The following is an 18212-nucleotide window of genomic DNA, read 5'->3' as shown; positions in this document are numbered from 1 at the left end:
GAACATGACCTGGAAGCCCCCTTTTTCGTCACCCACGCAAAAACGCAGTAGCGGGCAAAGCCACGCTTTGGGTTGGCTGGCCGGTGACCAGCAAGGTTCCCAGGTACTGGAAATGGCCCGACAGCTGATGGCAGCTCAGACCCATGTAAGCAAAGCCCTGCCACCCGCTTTGGGCAAGGCATGTAAAGTCGCCCGTATAGACAGACAGCAATTGACGCTGGCAGTTCCCAGCGCCGCGCATGCGGCTAAACTGCGGCAGCTGCTGCCCACGGTGATGCGGCACATGAATGCCGCTGGCTGGAACATTAGCGAGACGCTGGTCCACGTGCAAGCCCATTTGTTTGCAGGTGTGACAGAAAAGCCCGCGCGCCAGGTACAAGTCCTGGACGAGCGGGCCTTGCAATCCTTTGAAGAACTGCACGACTCATTGCCGCAAGGCCCCTTGGCAGACGCCATTCAGCGCTTGTTGCGCCATCATCGCGGCTAAACACAGCACCAAGGTTTTACCCTGCACAAGAATCAAGCGAATTTCCACTCGCTGGAAAAAGCGTGTGGGGCGCTGGCGGCAGACTCAAAAGTTACCATTTCCCAGCTATCTTGGGCCGCGAGCAGGGCGCGCGCCAACTGGTTGTTCAAACCATGGCCAGACTTACACGCCACGTAACGTGCAATCAGGGGGTGGCCAATCAAGTACAAGTCGCCAATAGCATCCAGAATCTTGTGCTTGACGAACTCGTCCTCATAACGCAGACCATCGCTATTCAGGACGCGGTATTCGTCCATGACGATGGCATTGTCCAAACTGCCGCCACGGGCCAGACCGGCTGCACGCAATGCTTCTACTTCGCTGGCAAACCCGAAGGTGCGCGCACGCGAAATCGTTTTGACGTACGAGTCTTGCGCAAAATCCACCTCGGCAAAATTGGCTGTTGCATCAATAGCCGGGTGGTGAAAATCGATGGAAAACTGAAGGGCAAAGCCTTCATAGGGCTCCAGACGGGCCCACTTAATGTCCTGTCCCTCGCCTTCAGAGACTTCTATGGGTTTCAGAACACGAATAAATTTTTTGGCAGCTTCTTGCTCTTGCAAGCCCGCCGAACGCAACAAATACACGAACGTGCCGGCGCTACCATCCATGATGGGCACTTCTTCGGCCGTCAGGTCCACATGCAGATTATCAATGCCCAGGCCAGCAATGGCCGACATCAAGTGTTCTACCGTTGAAACTCGGACATTGTCCTTGATCAGCACAGAAGCCATACGCGTGCCACCGACCTTGTCTGCTTGCGCGGGCAAATCCACGATTTCCGGCAGATCAATACGGTGAAACACAATACCGGTATCAGGCGCGGCAGGGCGTAGCGTCAATTCGACACGACGACCGGAGTGCAGGCCGACCCCTTTGGTACTGATGACATTCTTAATGGTGCGCTGACGAAGCATAGCTATTCTTGTATTTGTAAAGTGTTGTTCGCAAAGACTATTGTAACCGTAATACGGGTTATCCACTATACGCTTCTTAAAAGCATACCCGATTGTCAAGCGGCAAACATCATCAAGCAATAAAGCACTTACACCCCCTGAACGCGAACGCCCAGGGGGAGTCGTGGGAGAAATCAAACTGGCGACTCGGGTATCGCCCGGCTTGATTTTTAATCAGCCTGCTTGCGCAAAAACGCTGGAATGTCGAAGTGATCCATACCTGCAGTCTCCAATGCACGCACCTGGGCCGAAGCCTGGCTGCGTGGGTTACGGATCACGGCAGGGACGTCCGCATTCGCGTAATCCGCACCGATCACAGGCATATTGTCCGTACCTGTGCGTAACACTTCTTCGTTGTTTTGTACCAACTGTGGACGAGCTTGCTTGCGACCCAGACCCGTTGCCACAACTGTTACACGCAGGCTGTCGCCCATGGCTTCGTCGTAAGCGGTACCGAAGATAACGGTAGCGTCTTCTGCTGCGTAGCCACGGATGGTATCCATGATTTCGCGCGTTTCGCGCATCTTCAAGGAGGCGGACGAAGTGATGTTCACCAACATGCCGCGAGCACCGTGCAGATCCACACCTTCCAACAATGGGCAAGCGATGGCACGCTCAGCCGCTTCGCGAGCGCGGTTCGAGCCAGAAGCCACAGCCGTACCCATCATGGCTTGGCCTTGCTCGCCCATGATGGTCTTCACGTCTTCAAAGTCGACGTTCACGTTACCTTCAACATTGATGATCTCGGCAATACCGGCGCAGGCATTGTGCAAGACATCATCAGCAGCCTTGAAGCAATCGGACTGTGTAGCGTCCTCATCCATCAGGTCATACAGGTTTTCGTTCAATACCACGATCAGGGAGTGAACGTGCTTGCTCAGCTCCTCGATGCCCTCTTCGGCCATGCGCAAACGGCGATTGCCTTCAAAGGTAAAGGGTTTGGTCACCACACCCACGGTCAAAATGCCCAATTCCTTGGCCACTTCGGCAACAACGGGGCTGGCGCCGGTTCCGGTGCCACCGCCCATACCGGCCGTGATGAACACCATATTGGCACCGTTCAAGGCGGCGCGGATTTCTTCGCGTGCGGTTTCAGCAGCGGCACGGCCTTGATCAGGCTTGGCACCGGCTCCCAGACCACTGCGGCCCAGACGAATTTGCACAGGTGCGGCACTGCTGGCCAGAGCCTGCGAATCCGTGTTGGCACAAATGAAATCAACACCCTGAACGCCGGAGTTGATCATATGCATTACGGCATTACCACCTGCACCGCCCACGCCCACAACCTTAATGACCGTGCCGCTACCGCTGGTATCTAACATTTCAAAGTTCATCATGATTGACTCCCACTCAAACACTAATTAGTCAAGTTTCTACGTACTTCCCCGATACAACTGAAATTTGGAATCAGCTCAAAACATCTGCCAACCTGCGGGTTCGCAGCCGGTTTGAACTGCCTCCCGGACCGTCCTTGCGGACCGCCCGACCTGGGCGTCTACAACGCCCTTAATTCATGAACCATTCCTTCATGCGCGCCATCAAGCCTTTGACGCTGCCCTTTTGCTGGGCCACTTTGCGGCCCCGTGCACTTTGCAAACGCGCCTCGGTCAAAAGACCCATGACGGTCGAAAAACGGGGGTTGCGCATGACATCGGCCAAGCTACCTTCGTAGCTGGGCACGGCAATACGCACCGGTTTCAGGAAAACGTCCTCGGCCAGTTCCACGATGCCCGGCAACATGGCCGTACCACCGGTCAGAACCACACCCGAGGACAACAAGTCTTCGTAGCCCGATTCGCGCAGGCTTTGCTGCACAAAGGTAAACAGTTCTTCCACCCGAGGCTCGATCACGGCACCCAAAGCCTGGCGCTTGACCTGTCGGTTGGGGCGATCACCCAGACCGGGTACTTCAATCATTTCTTCCGGATGAGCCAGCGATTGCTTGGCCACCCCAAAGCGCAACTTGATCTCTTCAGCATCAGGAGTCGGAGTGCGCAACATGGCAGCAATATCGCTGGTGATCTGGTCGCCTGCGATAGGGATGACATCGGTGTGACGAATCGCACCACCGGTGTAGATGGCGATGTCGGTTGTGCCACCACCGATATCCACCAGCACCACACCCAATTCTTTTTCATCGGCCGTCAGGCAAGACAAGCTGGAGGCCAAAGGTTGCAGGATCAGATCCTGCACTTCCAGACCACAGCGTCGTACGCACTTGACGATGTTTTGCGCAGCGCTGACCGCACCCGTCACGATGTGCACACGCACTTCCAGGCGCAGACCGCTCATGCCGATGGGCTCACGAATGTCCTCTTGCGAGTCCACGATGAATTCCTGCGTCAGCACATGCAGCACTTGCTGGTCAGTCGGGATATTCACGGCCTTGGCGGTTTCAATCACCCGCGCTACATCAGTTGCCGTGACTTCCTTGTCCTTGACCGCCACCATGCCGCTGGAGTTAAAGCTGGTGATGTGGCTGCCTGCAATGCCGGTGTAGACCTCGCGGATTTTGCAGTCGGCCATCAGCTCCGCTTCTTCCAGGGCGCGTTGAATGGAATTAACTGTCGTCTCGATATTGACGACTACCCCTTTGCGCATGCCCTGGGATTCGTGCTGGCCCAGACCAAGCACTTCAAACCGGCCCTCGGGCAGCACTTCAGCCACCACCGCAACGACTTTGCTGGTGCCGATGTCCAATGCAACGATCAGGTCTTTGATGTCACGAGTCATATGTTCTTTACTTCACAGGGGTAGATGAAACCGGAGCCAGCGTTATCGCAAAGCCATTCGGGTAACGTAAATCGGCACTTTGCAAAGCACGGTCGCCAAGCCGTTGCATCAAGGCAGGCCATGCCTGCACAAATCGTTCAACACGAACCGCAAAAGGCAATGCACCTTTACGACCGTGCGGGTCGGCAATATCAGCGGCCGGGTCACGCCCCAGGCTCAGCTGCATACCGTTCGACAAAACCACATCCCAGGCGTAGCGCGGACTTAAGGTCACTTCACTGACCTGAACATCCAAGGGCCCAAACCAGCGCGCCAGCTCTGCATAACGTTGCACCACCAGGCGCTCTGAATTTGGTGGACCGCTAAGCTGGGGCAAATCCACTTCGTCAGGCACCACTGCCTTATTGGCCGAAAACGATTCACCCCAGGTGTTGATCATTTCGTCTTCGTTCCAATAGGCCAGCGGTTGCTGCTCTTCAATCCGTACCGACAGGCTGTTGGGCCAGACGCGACGGATTTGTGCGCGTCGTACCCAAGGAGCCGTCTCGATCAAGCTGCGAGACTTGTCCAGATCGACAGTGAAGAAGTTGCCTTGCAAACGGCCTGCAATGGTGGCCTTCACCCCTTCTGGTGTCACATACGCCAGGCGTTCGCCTTGCGAGGACTCGATCTGAATACGCTCGATATTGAAATACGGACGACGCACCGCCCAGACCACGACACCGATCACCAATGCCGACACCGCTAGCAAAGCCAGCGTGTTGGCGATCAGGTTGGTCAGACGTGCATCGGAAAACATGAACCGGGCTCCAAGTTCTATAGGCTGCGGGCAATGGCCTGCACTTTGCAGCGGGCTGTTGCCAAAATGTTGACGCACAATTGTGCGTAGCTGGTGCCTTCAGCCTTGGCGGCCATAGGCACCAGCGAATGACTGGTCATGCCAGGCGACGTATTCATTTCCAGCAACCAGGGGCGGTTTTGCTCATCGAGCATAAAGTCCGCACGGCCCCAACCCTCACAGCCCAAAGCATTGAAAGCACGCACAGACAGGTCCTGAATCTGAGCGGTCAGCTCGGGGGACAAATCGGCCGGGCAGAAATACTGGGTTTCGTCCGAGTAGTACTTGTGCTCAAAGTCGTAATTGCCCTGCGGCGCAACAATATCAATCACGGGCAAGGCGCGCGCTTGCGCACCCGAACCGATAATAGGTACGGTCAGTTCGCGGCCACGAATGAACTGCTCAGCCAGCACGACCGTGTCGTAATGCATGGCAGTTTCAAAGGCGGCAACGGCGTCTTCAGCGCGATCCACTCGTACCACGCCCACGGTAGAACCTTCGTGGGGCGGCTTCATGATCAGCGGCACTCCCAGACGTTCGACCGCAGCGGCTACTTGACTGACATGGTCCAGCTGAGCAAAACCCGGCGTGGGCAAGCCCAGGTGCTGCCACAGGTGCTTGGTCATGATCTTGTCCATTGCCAAGCCCGAGGCCATCACACCGCTGCCGGTGTAAGGGATGCCCATCCATTCCAGGGCTCCCTGCAAGGTGCCGTCTTCGCCGTAACGGCCATGCAAAGCAATAAACACGCGGTCAAATCCGGCCTGAGCCAGCTCGGTCAGCCCTTGCTTGCCCATGTCGAACAAATGCGCATCCACGCCCATGCTGCACAAGGCTTCATGAACGCCCTGACCGGACATCAAAGACACTTCCCGTTCGGCGGACTTTCCACCGTACAACACGCCGACCCGACCAAAATCCGCTGTCATGCCATCTCTCCCAATTGGGCAGGAATCCGGCTGATGGACCCTGCTCCCATTACCAACACCACATCGCCGTCACGGACAAAGTCCAGGACGGCTTGCGCCATATCGCTGATTTCGGCCACGAAAATGGGTTCGACCTTGCCAAGCACGCGCACTGCGCGGCTCAAGGCACGGCCATCGGCGGCCACAAGGGGAGCCTCGCCAGCGGGATAGACTTCTCCAAGAAGCACCGCATCGGCCTGGCTAAGTACCTGCACGAAATCTTCAAAGCAATCACGGGTGCGTGTGTAGCGGTGCGGCTGGAAAGCCAGCACGATACGTCGATCGGGCCAAGCACCACGTGCGGCCGCCAAGGTAGCAGCCATTTCGACAGGATGGTGACCATAATCGTCAACAACGGTAAACACACCGCCACCGTGTTCTTCAGACACTGGGAAGTCACCCACCATGGAAAAGCGGCGACCAACCCCGGTGAACTCACGCAGGCCACGGGCAATAACCTCGTCACTGACGCCTAATTCTGTCGCCACGGCAATCGCTGCCAAGGCATTGAGTACATTGTGTTTTCCAGGCAGATTCAGGCATACGGACAGCAGGGGAAGATCCCCTGTCGCGCCTTTGCGCTGCACATCAAAACACATGGTCGTACCGCGGCATTCGATGTTGACGGCCCGCACTTGGGCGTCCGTATCAATGCCGTAAGTGGTGACAGGGCGCGATACAAAAGGAATGATTTCGCGCACATTCGCATCGTCGTTGCACACGATGGCACTGCCGTAAAACGGCAGACGATGGGTGAAGTCGATGAAGGCACTTTTCAGTCGGGCAACGTCATGACCATAGGTGTCCATATGGTCTACGTCGATATTGGTGATGATGGCCATCACCGGCAACAGATTCAGGAAAGAGGCGTCCGACTCATCCGCTTCCACGACGATGTAATCGCCCTGACCCAGGCGGGCATTGGCACCAGCCGAATTCAGGCGACCACCGATCACAAAAGTCGGGTCCAGATCGGCTGCGCCTAAAAGGCTGGCAACCAGGCTGGTGGTGGTGGTCTTGCCATGCGTGCCCGCCACAGCAATACCGCGCTTCAAGCGCATCAATTCCGCCAGCATCAGGGCGCGTGGCACCACGGGAATGCGAGCAGCACGTGCGGCCAAGACTTCCGGGTTATCGCCCGCAATCGCGGTGGACGTTACGATCGCGCCCATACCGGCAACGTTCTCGGCCACATGGCCAATCACAATACGAGCACCTAACTGCTCCAGACGGCGTGTCACGGCGGTTTCCTGAATATCGGAACCACTGATGGCAAAGCCCAGGTTCAGCATGACCTCGGCAATGCCGCTCATGCCTGAACCGCCAATCCCTACAAAATGAATACGTTGAATGCGGTGTTTCATCCCACCCTCCTTGCCGACTGCTGACATGCTTCGGCAATGTGCTGCGTGGCATTCAACTGTGCATGTTCTTGCGCGTGGCTGGCCACACGACTTAATTCTTCACGATTCAGTCCCTGCAACCATTGTGCAAGCCACTGAGCCGTCAACTCCGATTGTTTCTTGAGCCACGCTCCCGAGCATTCGCTCAGGTAGCGGGCATTGGCTGTCTGGTGATCATCAATGGCATGAGGCAGCGGCACAAACAAAGCGGCCACACCGATGGCAGCCACTTCGGCTACCGTCATGGCACCAGCGCGGCAAATCAGCACATCAGCCTCTTTCATGGCCTGGGCCATATCGGCAATAAAGGCTTTGCAGTCAGCCTGTACCTGATGCTGCGCGTAGCTTTGTTGCAGACTATCCAAGTGCTGCTGACCTGACTGATGTGTCACGTGCGGGCGCTGTTCAGCCGGAATCAAGGCCATCGCTTCCGGCACCACCTTATTGAGCGCAGCAGCGCCCAGGCTGCCACCCACCACCAGAATGCGTAGCGGGCCACTGCGCTTGGCATAGCGCTCTGCAGCTGGTCCTTGACCGACAAAGGCGTCACGTACTGGATTACCTACCGTCACGGCACCTGGCAAGGCGCCGGGAAAACCCGTCAAAACGCGAGTTGCCATCTTGGCCAGATAACGATTGGCTGTCCCGGCTACGGCATTTTGTTCATGTACCACTAGCGGGCGGCGCGACACAAAGGCCATCAAGCCACCTGGGAAGGCGACATAGCCCCCCATGCCCAAAACGACATCCGGCTTGGCCTGCTGCAAGCAACGATGAGCCTGCCAGCACGCGCTGATCAAGGTAAAGGGTAAAGAGAGCAGCGCCTTCACGCCTTTGCCTCGTAATCCGGAAAATCGCAGAGGCAGCATTTTAATCCCGTGTTGGGGAACCAGGCTACCTTCCATGCGTTCGGGATGTCCCAACCACAGTACATTCCAGCCACGTTGCTGCATCTCGTGGGCTACAGCCAGTCCGGGCATAATGTGCCCGCCAGTACCGCCTGCCATGATGAGAAGAGTGGGCTTGCTCATGTGCGCTTACCTCGCATCATTTGCCGGTTCTCAAAATCAACCCGCAGCAACAAGGCAAAAGCCACCAAGTTCATCACAATGCCCGAACCACCGTAACTGACCAAGGGCAAGGTCAGGCCTTTCGTAGGCAGCAGACCCAGCACCACACCGATATTGATAAAGGCCTGCACACCGAACCAGAGTGCAACACCTTGAGCCACGATGCCGCTGAACAAGCGATCCATGGCACTGGCCTGACGGCCAATATTGAAGCTGCGCCACACCACAAAGCCGAAAGTCAGGATCAGGGCAGAGACCCCTACAAAGCCCAGCTCTTCGCCGATCACCGCAACAATAAAGTCGGTGTGAGCTTCAGGCAGGTAATGCAGTTTTTCCACGCTGGACCCCAGGCCCACGCCGAACCATTCACCACGGCCCAAGGCAATCAGTGAATGCGACAACTGATACGCACTGCCATAGGCGTTATCGGGGTTCCATGGGTCCAGGTACACAAACAAACGCTCTCGCCGCCAAGGAGAAAGCCAGATCAGCAACAGGAAGCTGCTGACCAAAATGCCCAACAAAGCGGAGAACAGCTTGCCGTTGATCCCACCAATAAACAGAATCCCGACAGCAATGGCCACAATGACCATGAAGGCGCCCAAGTCAGGCTCCATCAGCAGCAAAACACCCACCAGGCCCAAGGCAACAGCCATGGGCAAAAAGCCACGTATAAAGGTATGCAGATGCTGCTGCTTGCGCACGGTGTAATCGGCGGCATACAGCACCATGGCCAGCTTCATCAGTTCCGAAGGCTGGAAGTTGATAATGCCCAAAGGCAGCCAGCGCCGTGCGCCGTTCACTTCCCGACCAATGCCCGGCACCAGTACGACCAGCAACAATAAAATGGCGACAGCGAACAAAGGCACGGCCAGCTTTTGCCAGACGCGCAAAGGGATAGTGGCCGAGAACATGGCCAGCACCACGCCCACTACGATGAACAAAGCGTGGCGAATCACAAAGTAATAGCGACCGTAGCTTTCATAGCGCGGTCCGTCTGCCAAAGCGATCGAGGCCGAATACACCATCAGCAAACCAAACAAGGTCAGCATCAGCGTGGCAGCCAACAAGGGGCGGTCAAATGCAGGCAATGCAGTACGTCCAGGACGCACTGCATTGACACCCGAGGTCAGCTCGGCAAACAGACTCATGCCAGCTCTCCTCTATCCAGTGCCATCTCAGTCACGGCTGCAACAAAGCACATGCCACGGTGGTGATAGCTTTTGAACATATCCATGCTGGCGCAGGCCGGAGACAACAAGACCACATCGCCAGAGCGTGCTTGTTCTGCTGCCGCTTGAACGGCAGATTCCAAACCATCACACAGGCGATGCGGCACATCGTGAGCCTGCAAGACCGCCGCAATCAGCGCGGCATCCTTGCCAATCAAAAAGACTTCAGCAACATTCTGTTTTGCTGCCACTGCCAAAGGCTCAAAATCCTGGCCTTTGCCAAGGCCACCGGCAATCAGCCAGACGCGCTGATCAAAACCGCGCAAGGCCGCTACGGTTGCGCCTACGTTGGTGCCTTTACTGTCATCCAGATACTGGACACCATCCAGCACACGCACCAGTTCCACACGGTGCGGTTCACCCTGATAGGTGCGCAAACCGTTCAGCAGTTCCGCCCAACCTAAACCCAGTGTTCGTGCCAGCAAAAGAGCAGCCTGCGCATTCAAGGCATTGTGGCGACCTTTGATCTGCAAGGCCTCGGCCGGCATCAGTCGCTTCAAGTTACCCTTGCCACGCGAAGCCGGGCCGGCTGGCACATTACGTTTTTTCAGACCTGTTGCGGGCAGGTCAAAGTCGCTAGGCTCATTAGCCACTAGCCACTGCATGCCGCCGTCGCTCAACAAGCCCATATCGCCCAGCAAAGCAGGTTTATCCAGGCCGAAGCTGCGCACTGACTCCTGCGTGGCGTCTGGCACCATCGCCATCACAGCCGGGTCATCACGATTGATCAGAGTGACGTCGCACATGCTGTACAAGCGCTGCTTGACCTGCACGTAGGCGTCCATGGAGCCGTGCCAGTCCAGATGGTCTTGAGAAATATTCAGAACGACGCCAGCATCTGCACGCAGCGTAAACGTGCTGTCCAACTGGAAGCTGGACAACTCCAGCACCCAAACCTGGGGCAAGACGTCACCCTCAAGGGCATCGCACAAAGCCGTCAGCGCAGCAGGGCTGATATTGCCCACGGCCAAGGCCGACACACCAGCCTGCTCCAGCAGATGACGCGTCATGGCGGTCACTGTGGTTTTGCCATTAGTCCCGGTAATGGCCAGCACTCGGCTTTCATGACCTTGATCGGCCAAATCTTTCAGCGCCCGAGCAAACAGCTCGATCTCGCCGATGACTTCGATGCCACGCTCACGAGCCAGAGCAAAAAAAGCGCCCAAGGCGGGGTCCAGAGGTGACAAGCCGGGGCTGACCACCAGGGTATGAACCTCGTCCAAGGTATCGGCCAGCAGAGCCTGCTGGCCCAGACGGATATCCAGAGGCGAGCTGCTCAAAGCCTGAACCTTGTCCAGGCTGGGCACCTGTTCACGCGTATCCGCCAGACGAATGCGGGCCCCCTGGGCCAAAGACCAGCGAGCCGCAGCAAAGCCTGTCTCGCCTAACCCTAGGATAAGCATGAGACCGTCTTTACGGATCGAAGGAAAACTTAAGGCATTCATCGCAGCTTCAATGTAGACAGACCGATCATGACCAGCATCATGGTGATGATCCAGAAGCGAACCACCACCTGCGTCTCTTTCCAGCCGCTGACTTCAAAATGATGATGCAGCGGTGCCATACGAAATATTCGCCTGCCCTGCCCATAGCGTTTTTTGGTGTACTTGAACCAGGTCACCTGCAACATCACTGACAAGGTTTCCACCACAAACACGCCGCCCATAATGAACAGCACAATTTCCTGGCGCACGATGACCGCGATGGTGCCCAGTGCACCACCCAAAGCCAAGGCACCGACGTCACCCATGAACACTTGCGCGGGGTAAGCGTTGAACCACAAGAAGGCCAGACCTGCACCGGCAATGGCGGCACAAATCACCATCAGTTCGCCAGCACCGGGGATATAGGGGAAGAGCAAATACTTGGAATAGTCCACACGGCCAACGACATAGGCAAAGATGCCCAGTGCGCCACCGACCAAGACCGTTGGCATGATGGCCAGACCATCCAGGCCATCAGTCAGGTTGACCGCATTACTGGAGCCAACAATCACGGCCCAGGTCAGAACCACAAAACCCAAAACACCCAGCGGGTAACTGACGGACTTGAAGAAAGGCACAATCAGGTCAGCTTGCGTAGGCAATGCCATCGTGAAGCCGCTAAGCACCCATTCTTTGAACAGGGGCCACAGCTCTGTGTTGGCAGGCACGGATACGGCGAAACTCAAGTAAACCGCTGCCACTGTGCCGATCAAGGCTTGCCAGAAAAACTTCTGACGCGAGGACATGCCTTCGGGGTCACGGTTCACGACTTTCTTGTAGTCGTCCGCCCAACCAATCCAGCCAAAACCGAAGGTCACCAGCAGCACCACCCACACAAAGCGGTTGGTCCAGTCAGCCCACAACAAAGTGCTGATACCGACAGAAATCAGGATCAGCACGCCGCCCATGGTGGGCGTGCCATTTTTTTGCAAATGCGATTCAGGACCGTAAGCACGTACAGCCTGACCAATTTTCAATTCAGTCAGTTTGCGAATCACCCAGGGACCGCACAGCAGGCCAATGGCCAAGGCGGTGGCGCACGCCAAAATGGCGCGCAGGGTGATGTACTCGAACACACCAAAGGCGCGAATATGATCGTCAGAAAGCCAACGCGCCAATTCAAGAAGCATGAGTTGCTCCTTCTGTGTGCGGGAAGCTGTTTTCCAGGGCGGCTACCACGCGCTCCATACGAGCACTGCGCGAACCTTTGATCAGCACATGGGACGGCTCTAGGGCCAACAAATAGGCCACCATGTCCTCCAGGGTTTCAAACTGATGGGCACGTGCACCGAAAGCCTGAGCCGCATGGCTGGCATCGCCACCCAGGGTCAGCAATTCGTCCATGCCGCGCTCTTTGGCGTAGGCACCCACTTCTGCGTGCAGTTCAGAGCTGTTGTCACCGATTTCGGCCATATTGCCCAGCACCAACACCTTGCGGCCTTTCAACTGAGCCAACACATCAATGGCGGCGCGCACCGAATCCGGGTTGGCGTTATAAGTGTCGTCGATCAACTGATAGCCGGTAGACAGCTGTTTCGGCTGCATACGGCCAGAGACGGGGCGGAAACTTTCCAGACCTTGCACAATAGCGGCCAAAGGCGCACCCGCGGCATGGGCGCAAGCCGCAGCAGCCAAGGCGTTGCGCAGGTTGTGGATGCCGGGGCTATGCAAGGTCAACGCGGCGGAATGACCCGCCACATGCAAGACAAAGCGTGTACGAGCGGGCTCCACAAACATATCGGCAGCAAACACATCTTCCTGACCGTTCAAGCCAAAACGCAGTACTGAGCGATCACCCGCTTGCTGCGCCCACATGGCGCTGAAAGCGTCATCATCAGGAATGACCAAAGCGCCATCTGCTGGCAAGACATCAATGACCGTACCGTTTTCACGTGCCACAGCCTCTACGCTGTGCATGAACTCCTGGTGTTCGCGCTGCGCATTATTAATCAGGGCAATTGTGGGGCGCGCCATGGCGGCCAGCACGGCAATCTCACCAGGGTGATTCATGCCCATTTCCAGCACCGCCGCTTTATGCTCGGCGCTCAAGCGCAGCACAGACAGCGGCACACCCAAGTCATTATTCAGGTTGCCACGCGTTGCCAGGCTTTCTGCATCGCCCAACCAGGCGCGCAAAATTGCCGCAATCATTTCTTTGGTGGTTGTTTTGCCATTGCTGCCCGTCACACCAATGACGGGGATATCAAAGCGCAAACGCCATTCGCTGGCCAAAGTCATCAAGGCGCGACGGGTATCACCCAGCACAATTTGCGGCAGGGTTACGGAGGGGTCTCGCTGCGCAACAATCGCCGCAGCAGCGCCCTGCTCCTGAGCTTTGGCCAGATAACGATGGCCATCAAACTGTTCGCCGCTCAGGGCCAGGAACATCTCGCCTTTAGCCAAGCTACGCGAATCGGTGCTCAGACGCACACCACGTAACCAGCACAAAGCGGCTTTCGCCCAGTCCGAGTCATCAAATACAGAACGCTCGCCCTGCACTTCCTGATAGGTTTCGTGGCCTTTGCCAGCCAACAAGACAATATCGTCCGGGCTCGCAGCCCAGATAGCCGACAAAATCGCACGTGCACGATCCATTTGCACAGCAGGCGCGGCAGGCATACCCGCCACAATCTGACGGATGATGTCTGCTGGATCTTCAAAGCGGGGGTTATCGGTAGTGACCAATACGCTGTCAGCCAGACGAGCGGCCACTTCACCCATAATGGGGCGCTTGGCGGTATCCCGGTTACCACCGCAGCCAAACACGCAAATCAACTTGCCGCCACGCACCGAGGCAACTTCACGCAAGGCCTGCAAGGCGCGCTCCAGCGCATCCGCTGTATGGGCGTAATCCACCACAACCAAAGGCAGCGGCTGTTGACGACCCGAAGTGCTGCTAGGGGTCACAATTTGCAGACGGCCAGGAACCGACTCCAGCTTGTCCATGATGCGGGCAATCTTGGAAACGGGCCAACCCACCTCTTGCAACACACCTGCCACCAACAGCAGGTTGGCGACGTTATGCTCGCCCAGCAGGTGAGTCAGAATTTGTGCGGTGCCATGAGCGGTAACCAGGTTGAACACCTGACCATCAGCGCCGGTATGCACGTCTTGAGCCAGCAGGTCTACCTCAGGCTGGCTCATGGAATAGGAAATAACGCGAGCAGCCAAACCGGCCTGCATCAGTTCACGGCCCGTTGCATCGTCAGCATTGACCACAATGCTACGCAGACCGGGCCAGCTAAACAGGCGCAGCTTGGCCTGTTTGTATTCTTCCATGCTGTGGTGGTAGTCCAGATGATCGTGAGTCAGGTTGGTAAACCCGGCAATATCAATACGGACGCCATCCAGACGGCCTTGCTCCAGACCAATCGAAGAGGCTTCCAGCGCCACAGCATTACCGCCTTGGGCGCGAATGGCAGCCAGACTGCGGTGCACGGTCAAGACGTCAGGCGTGGTCAGCACACCGCCCAGATTGGAGCCGTCGGGCAAGGTTACGCCCAAGGTGCCAATAGTGCCGCAAGGCACTTGGGAGTGATTCAGGGCCGAGGAGACCCACTGCACGGTCGAGGTCTTGCCATTGGTACCGGTAACTGCCACCACTGTCATGGCTTCGGATGGACGGCCCCACCATTCATGGGCCACTTCACCCAACAAAGCGCTTAAGTTTGGCACCTGCAAAACAGGCACGCCGGGATCAACAGCCTGATCGCCCTGCTCACGCACAATCGCAACAGCACCTTGCTGAACAGCCTGAACTTCGTATTCACGACCATCACCCTGGTGACCAAGGCAAGCAAAAAACGCGTCACCCGCCTTGATCTGGCGAGAGTCTAAACATAAGTTTGCCGTGGGCGCGATATGGCGCTCCAGCCACTCCAATATTGCTGCGGCATTCATCGTACATTCTCCGCACCGGGGCCAACAGCCACCAGCGAATCTATGGGCGCATCAGGCTGGACACCTAGGCGTCTCAAGCTCCGGGCCACAATTTCTGAAAAGATCGGCGCGGCAATTCGCCCGCCGTAGTAATTGGAGCTGTGCGGCTCGTCAATCGTGACGGCCACCACAATGCGGGGATCGGAAACGGGCGCAAAGCCCACAAAGGAGCCGCGATACAAGGACTTGCTGTAGCGGCCATCCACAATCTTGCGAGCGGTACCGCTCTTGCCTGCCACGCGATAGCCTTGAACCTGAGCCAAGCGGGCACCGGCCGGGCCAGCAGCCGCTTCCAGCATGTCACGCACTTCGGAGGCGACTTTGGGGGTGTAAACCTGAACGCTGGCAGGCTTGCCTTCACGCTTGAGCAAGGTCATGGAGACCATGTCGCCATTACGCGCAAACGCCGTGTAGGCGTGGGCAATTTGCAGCAGTGAAACAGACAAACCATAACCATAGGACATGGTGGCGCGCTCAATGGGGCGCCAGCGCTCCCAAGGGCGCAGTCTGCCGCTGGCAATACCGGGGAAGTCAGCCTGAGGAGAGCGACCAAAACCCAGTTCAGTAAATTTGTTCCACATTTCCTGCGAAGTCAGGCGCTCGGAAATCATGGTCATGCCAATATTGCTGGAACGACGCAAAATGCCAGCCGCGTCCAACATGCCATTGTTGCGGCTGACATCGCTGATCACACTGCCCTGATAACGGTACTGACCATTACCCGTGTTGAAGCGGGTAGCAGTGGTGATGCGATTGATGTCCAGCGCCAGGGCAACCGTAAAGGGCTTCATGATGGAGCCCGGCTCGAACGTATCAGTCAGAGCACGATTGCGCAGCGATGGGCCTTTGCGATCATCCCGGTCGTTGGGGTTGTAGGTAGGCAAATTCACCAGGGCCAAAATCTCCCCGGTTTTCACATCCATCACGACGGCGGCGGCGGCATTGGCCTTGACGTCTTCCATGCCTTTCTTAAGGGCGGTGTAGGCGTCAAACTGCAAACCGGCATCAATGGACAAGTGCAAATCCTGTCCGTGGGTAGGTGGAATGATGGCGCGTACGTCTTCTACCACGCGCCCCAGTCGATCACGAATGACGCGGCGCGAACCGGGCGTACCGGACAGAGCGGAGTTAAATGCCAGCTCGATCCCTTCAATGCCCTGGTCTTCAATATTGGTAAAACCCACGATGTGCGCCATCACATCCCCTTCGGGATAGAAGCGGCGCATTTCTTCTTGTTGATGAATACCGGGGATTTTCAGCTCTGCAATCTGAGCGGCAACATCCACATCAACCTGGCGCTTGATGTAGACAAAGTTTCGATCCTCAACGGACAGGCGACGGTCTATATCCGACTGACTCATGCCCAGCAGCTTGGCCAGTTGAACGATCTGTTCAGCCTTGGCGTTGCGAGCATCATCCGGGATAGCCCAGATGGCTTTCACGGGCACGCTGGAGGCCAGCACCACAGAGCCGGTACGATCAAACACCTTGCCGCGCATGGGCGGCAGCACCTGGGTGCGCTCATAACGGCGCTCGCCTTGTTGCTGCAGGAATTCTGTCGACAAGCCCTGTAAATACAAGGCTTTGATGATCAAAGCACCAAAGCCCAGAAACAGGAGAACCAGTACCAGACGCGAACGCCAGAATGGAATCTGGGCGCTGAGTACGGGGTTTTCGTGATAACCGAATCGTTTCATGGCCGCCCTCCGGGCTGCGCCAGGTTCGAGCTCAGTTCACGACCTTGCAAATAAAGGGTGCGTTCTGGAGAACCCAGAACCAAGTGCAATTCATTACGGCCAATGTCGTCCACCCGGGCGTTACGAGCCAGCTCGGCACGCTCCAGTTGTAGACGACGCCAGTCCGTATCCAACTCGCCGGCTTTCGTGACCAGACGATCGGTTTGCACAAACAACTCGCGCGCCTGATAGCGCGCCGTCACCAAAGAGATGGCCGAAAGCATCAACACCAAAGAAAGGGTGATGACCAGGCGCATCATCGGCGGCCTCGCTTGCCAGCAGGCTGGCGGCTATAGGCGGCCTGGTGCACCAGGCGCTCGCTGGCGCTGCGCATCCAGTCCTGGGGGATGGGTGTTTCGGTGCGTTGCACCACCCGCAATACCGCCGAGCGGGCTCGCGGGTTATCGCTGGACTCCTCATCGGTGGGCAAGATTCTGCCCAAAGACTGCACCAGAGGCTGGGGCATATCTTTTTCAAGGATAGGTAGACGTGACTGTTCCTGCGCGGGACGCGCAGCTGCATTCATAAACTGTTTGACCATGCGGTCCTCCAGCGAATGAAAAGCAATCACCGCAAGCCTGCCCTGAGTCGCCAATCGACTCAGAATTGACGGAAGCGCGTGCGCGAGCTCCTCGAGCTCACGATTGAGGTAAATCCGTATAGCCTGGAAGGTCCTGGTTGCCGGATGTTGACCCTTTTCGCGCGTGCGGACGACACCGGCGACGAGCTCGGCGAGATCACGCGTTGTATGTAGCGGGCGGGATTGGCGGCGATCAACAATCGCCTTTGCAATCTGGAAAGCAAACCGTTCTTCGCCATATTCTGCAATGACCTCCTTTAAAACTTCTACGCTGACTTCGGCCAGCCACTGTTCAGCGGTCAAACCACCGCTGGTATCCATGCGCATGTCCAGGGGACCTTCACGCATAAAAGAGAAACCTCGTTCTGCATCATCGATTTGTGGCGATGAAATGCCCAAATCCATCATGACGCCTTGCAATGGCCCCACGTCCAAATCGTCCAGAGCCTGGGCCAGATCACCAAAGCCGCTGTGCACGACCGTGACACGGCTATCTTGCGCGGCCAGCTCCTTGGCAACAGCAATGGCTTGCGGGTCCTTGTCGATAACAATCAGGCGGCCCTGAGGGCTTAAGTGCGACAGCAGCAAGCGGCTGTGCCCACCCCGTCCAAAGGTGCAATCAACGTAAACGCCGTCGGCCAAGCCCTTGATTTCAGGGGCCTGAGCCCAACGCCGGGCCTCAAAAGACGGATCCACGAGGGCCGCCACCGTAGGCTCCAGCAGCACGGATCGATGTACCAGCGTCAT

The 18212-nt window shown here is 57.0% G+C and carries 15 protein-coding genes; 1 reads left to right on the top strand and 14 read right to left on the bottom strand.

The window, feature by feature from the left end:
• Positions 1 to 4: 4 nt before the first annotated feature.
• Entirely contained in the window at positions 5 to 487 is a 483-nt protein-coding gene (locus tag AC1RSM_RS11245) for a DciA family protein (protein WP_492932513.1), read from the top strand.
• Positions 488 to 519: 32 nt separating this feature from the next.
• On the opposite strand, the gene lpxC is transcribed toward AC1RSM_RS11245, so the two are convergent.
• The 14 genes from lpxC to rsmH all read right to left on the bottom strand — a co-directional run bounded on the left by lpxC (position 520) and on the right by rsmH (position 18212).
• Complete coding sequence (gene lpxC, locus AC1RSM_RS11240) at positions 520 to 1443, bottom strand: UDP-3-O-acyl-N-acetylglucosamine deacetylase (RefSeq protein ID WP_492932511.1); 924 nt, start codon at positions 1441 to 1443, stop codon at positions 520 to 522.
• A 209-nt stretch (positions 1444 to 1652) separates the two neighbouring features.
• Positions 1653 to 2819 carry a cell division protein FtsZ gene (gene ftsZ / locus AC1RSM_RS11235; protein WP_492932509.1) on the bottom strand — a complete coding sequence of 389 codons (1167 nt, stop codon included), beginning with the start codon at positions 2817 to 2819 and terminating at the stop codon, positions 1653 to 1655.
• A gap of 169 nt (positions 2820 to 2988) precedes the next feature.
• Positions 2989 to 4215 (bottom strand): cell division protein FtsA, encoded by a 1227-nt coding sequence (gene ftsA / locus AC1RSM_RS11230; protein WP_009455039.1) that lies wholly within the window; start codon positions 4213 to 4215, stop codon positions 2989 to 2991.
• A 7-nt stretch (positions 4216 to 4222) separates the two neighbouring features.
• On the bottom strand, positions 4223 to 5014 hold the full coding sequence (locus AC1RSM_RS11225) for a cell division protein FtsQ/DivIB (RefSeq protein ID WP_492932506.1): 792 nt from the start codon (positions 5012 to 5014) through the stop codon (positions 4223 to 4225).
• A gap of 17 nt (positions 5015 to 5031) precedes the next feature.
• On the bottom strand, positions 5032 to 5982 hold the full coding sequence (locus AC1RSM_RS11220) for a D-alanine--D-alanine ligase (protein ID WP_492932504.1): 951 nt from the start codon (positions 5980 to 5982) through the stop codon (positions 5032 to 5034).
• Entirely contained in the window at positions 5979 to 7385 is a 1407-nt protein-coding gene (gene murC / locus AC1RSM_RS11215; protein WP_492932502.1) for a UDP-N-acetylmuramate--L-alanine ligase, read from the bottom strand. The genes AC1RSM_RS11220 and murC overlap by 4 nt, the downstream gene beginning before the upstream one ends.
• Complete coding sequence (gene murG / locus AC1RSM_RS11210; RefSeq protein ID WP_492932500.1) at positions 7382 to 8455, bottom strand: undecaprenyldiphospho-muramoylpentapeptide beta-N-acetylglucosaminyltransferase; 1074 nt, start codon at positions 8453 to 8455, stop codon at positions 7382 to 7384. The genes murC and murG overlap by 4 nt, the downstream gene beginning before the upstream one ends.
• Positions 8452 to 9645, bottom strand: a complete 1194-nt coding sequence (ftsW, locus tag AC1RSM_RS11205; protein ID WP_492932498.1) for a putative lipid II flippase FtsW — start codon at positions 9643 to 9645, stop codon at positions 8452 to 8454. Before ftsW ends, murG begins: the two co-directional genes overlap by 4 nt.
• On the bottom strand, positions 9642 to 11171 hold the full coding sequence (gene murD / locus AC1RSM_RS11200; protein WP_492932496.1) for a UDP-N-acetylmuramoyl-L-alanine--D-glutamate ligase: 1530 nt from the start codon (positions 11169 to 11171) through the stop codon (positions 9642 to 9644). Before murD ends, ftsW begins: the two co-directional genes overlap by 4 nt.
• Positions 11168 to 12340: a phospho-N-acetylmuramoyl-pentapeptide-transferase gene (gene mraY / locus AC1RSM_RS11195; RefSeq protein WP_492932494.1), complete on the bottom strand. Its 1173-nt coding sequence runs from the start codon at positions 12338 to 12340 to the stop codon at positions 11168 to 11170. The genes murD and mraY overlap by 4 nt, the downstream gene beginning before the upstream one ends.
• Positions 12330 to 15110: a bifunctional UDP-N-acetylmuramoyl-L-alanyl-D-glutamate--2,6-diaminopimelate ligase MurE/UDP-N-acetylmuramoyl-tripeptide--D-alanyl-D-alanine ligase MurF gene (gene murF / locus AC1RSM_RS11190; protein ID WP_492932492.1), complete on the bottom strand. Its 2781-nt coding sequence runs from the start codon at positions 15108 to 15110 to the stop codon at positions 12330 to 12332. The genes mraY and murF overlap by 11 nt, the downstream gene beginning before the upstream one ends.
• Positions 15107 to 16846, bottom strand: a complete 1740-nt coding sequence (locus AC1RSM_RS11185) for a peptidoglycan D,D-transpeptidase FtsI family protein (RefSeq protein ID WP_492932490.1) — start codon at positions 16844 to 16846, stop codon at positions 15107 to 15109. Before AC1RSM_RS11185 ends, murF begins: the two co-directional genes overlap by 4 nt.
• A complete protein-coding gene (gene ftsL, locus AC1RSM_RS11180; protein WP_492932489.1) occupies positions 16843 to 17145 on the bottom strand; it encodes a cell division protein FtsL in 303 nt (100 codons plus the stop codon). Before ftsL ends, AC1RSM_RS11185 begins: the two co-directional genes overlap by 4 nt.
• Positions 17142 to 18212 (bottom strand): 16S rRNA (cytosine(1402)-N(4))-methyltransferase RsmH, encoded by a 1071-nt coding sequence (rsmH, locus tag AC1RSM_RS11175; protein WP_492932487.1) that lies wholly within the window; start codon positions 18210 to 18212, stop codon positions 17142 to 17144. The genes ftsL and rsmH overlap by 4 nt, the downstream gene beginning before the upstream one ends.

It is taken from the genome of Alcaligenes sp. GW821-FHT11D07, from assembly GCF_058808495.1.
This window is presented reverse-complemented; position numbering and strand designations above follow the sequence as displayed.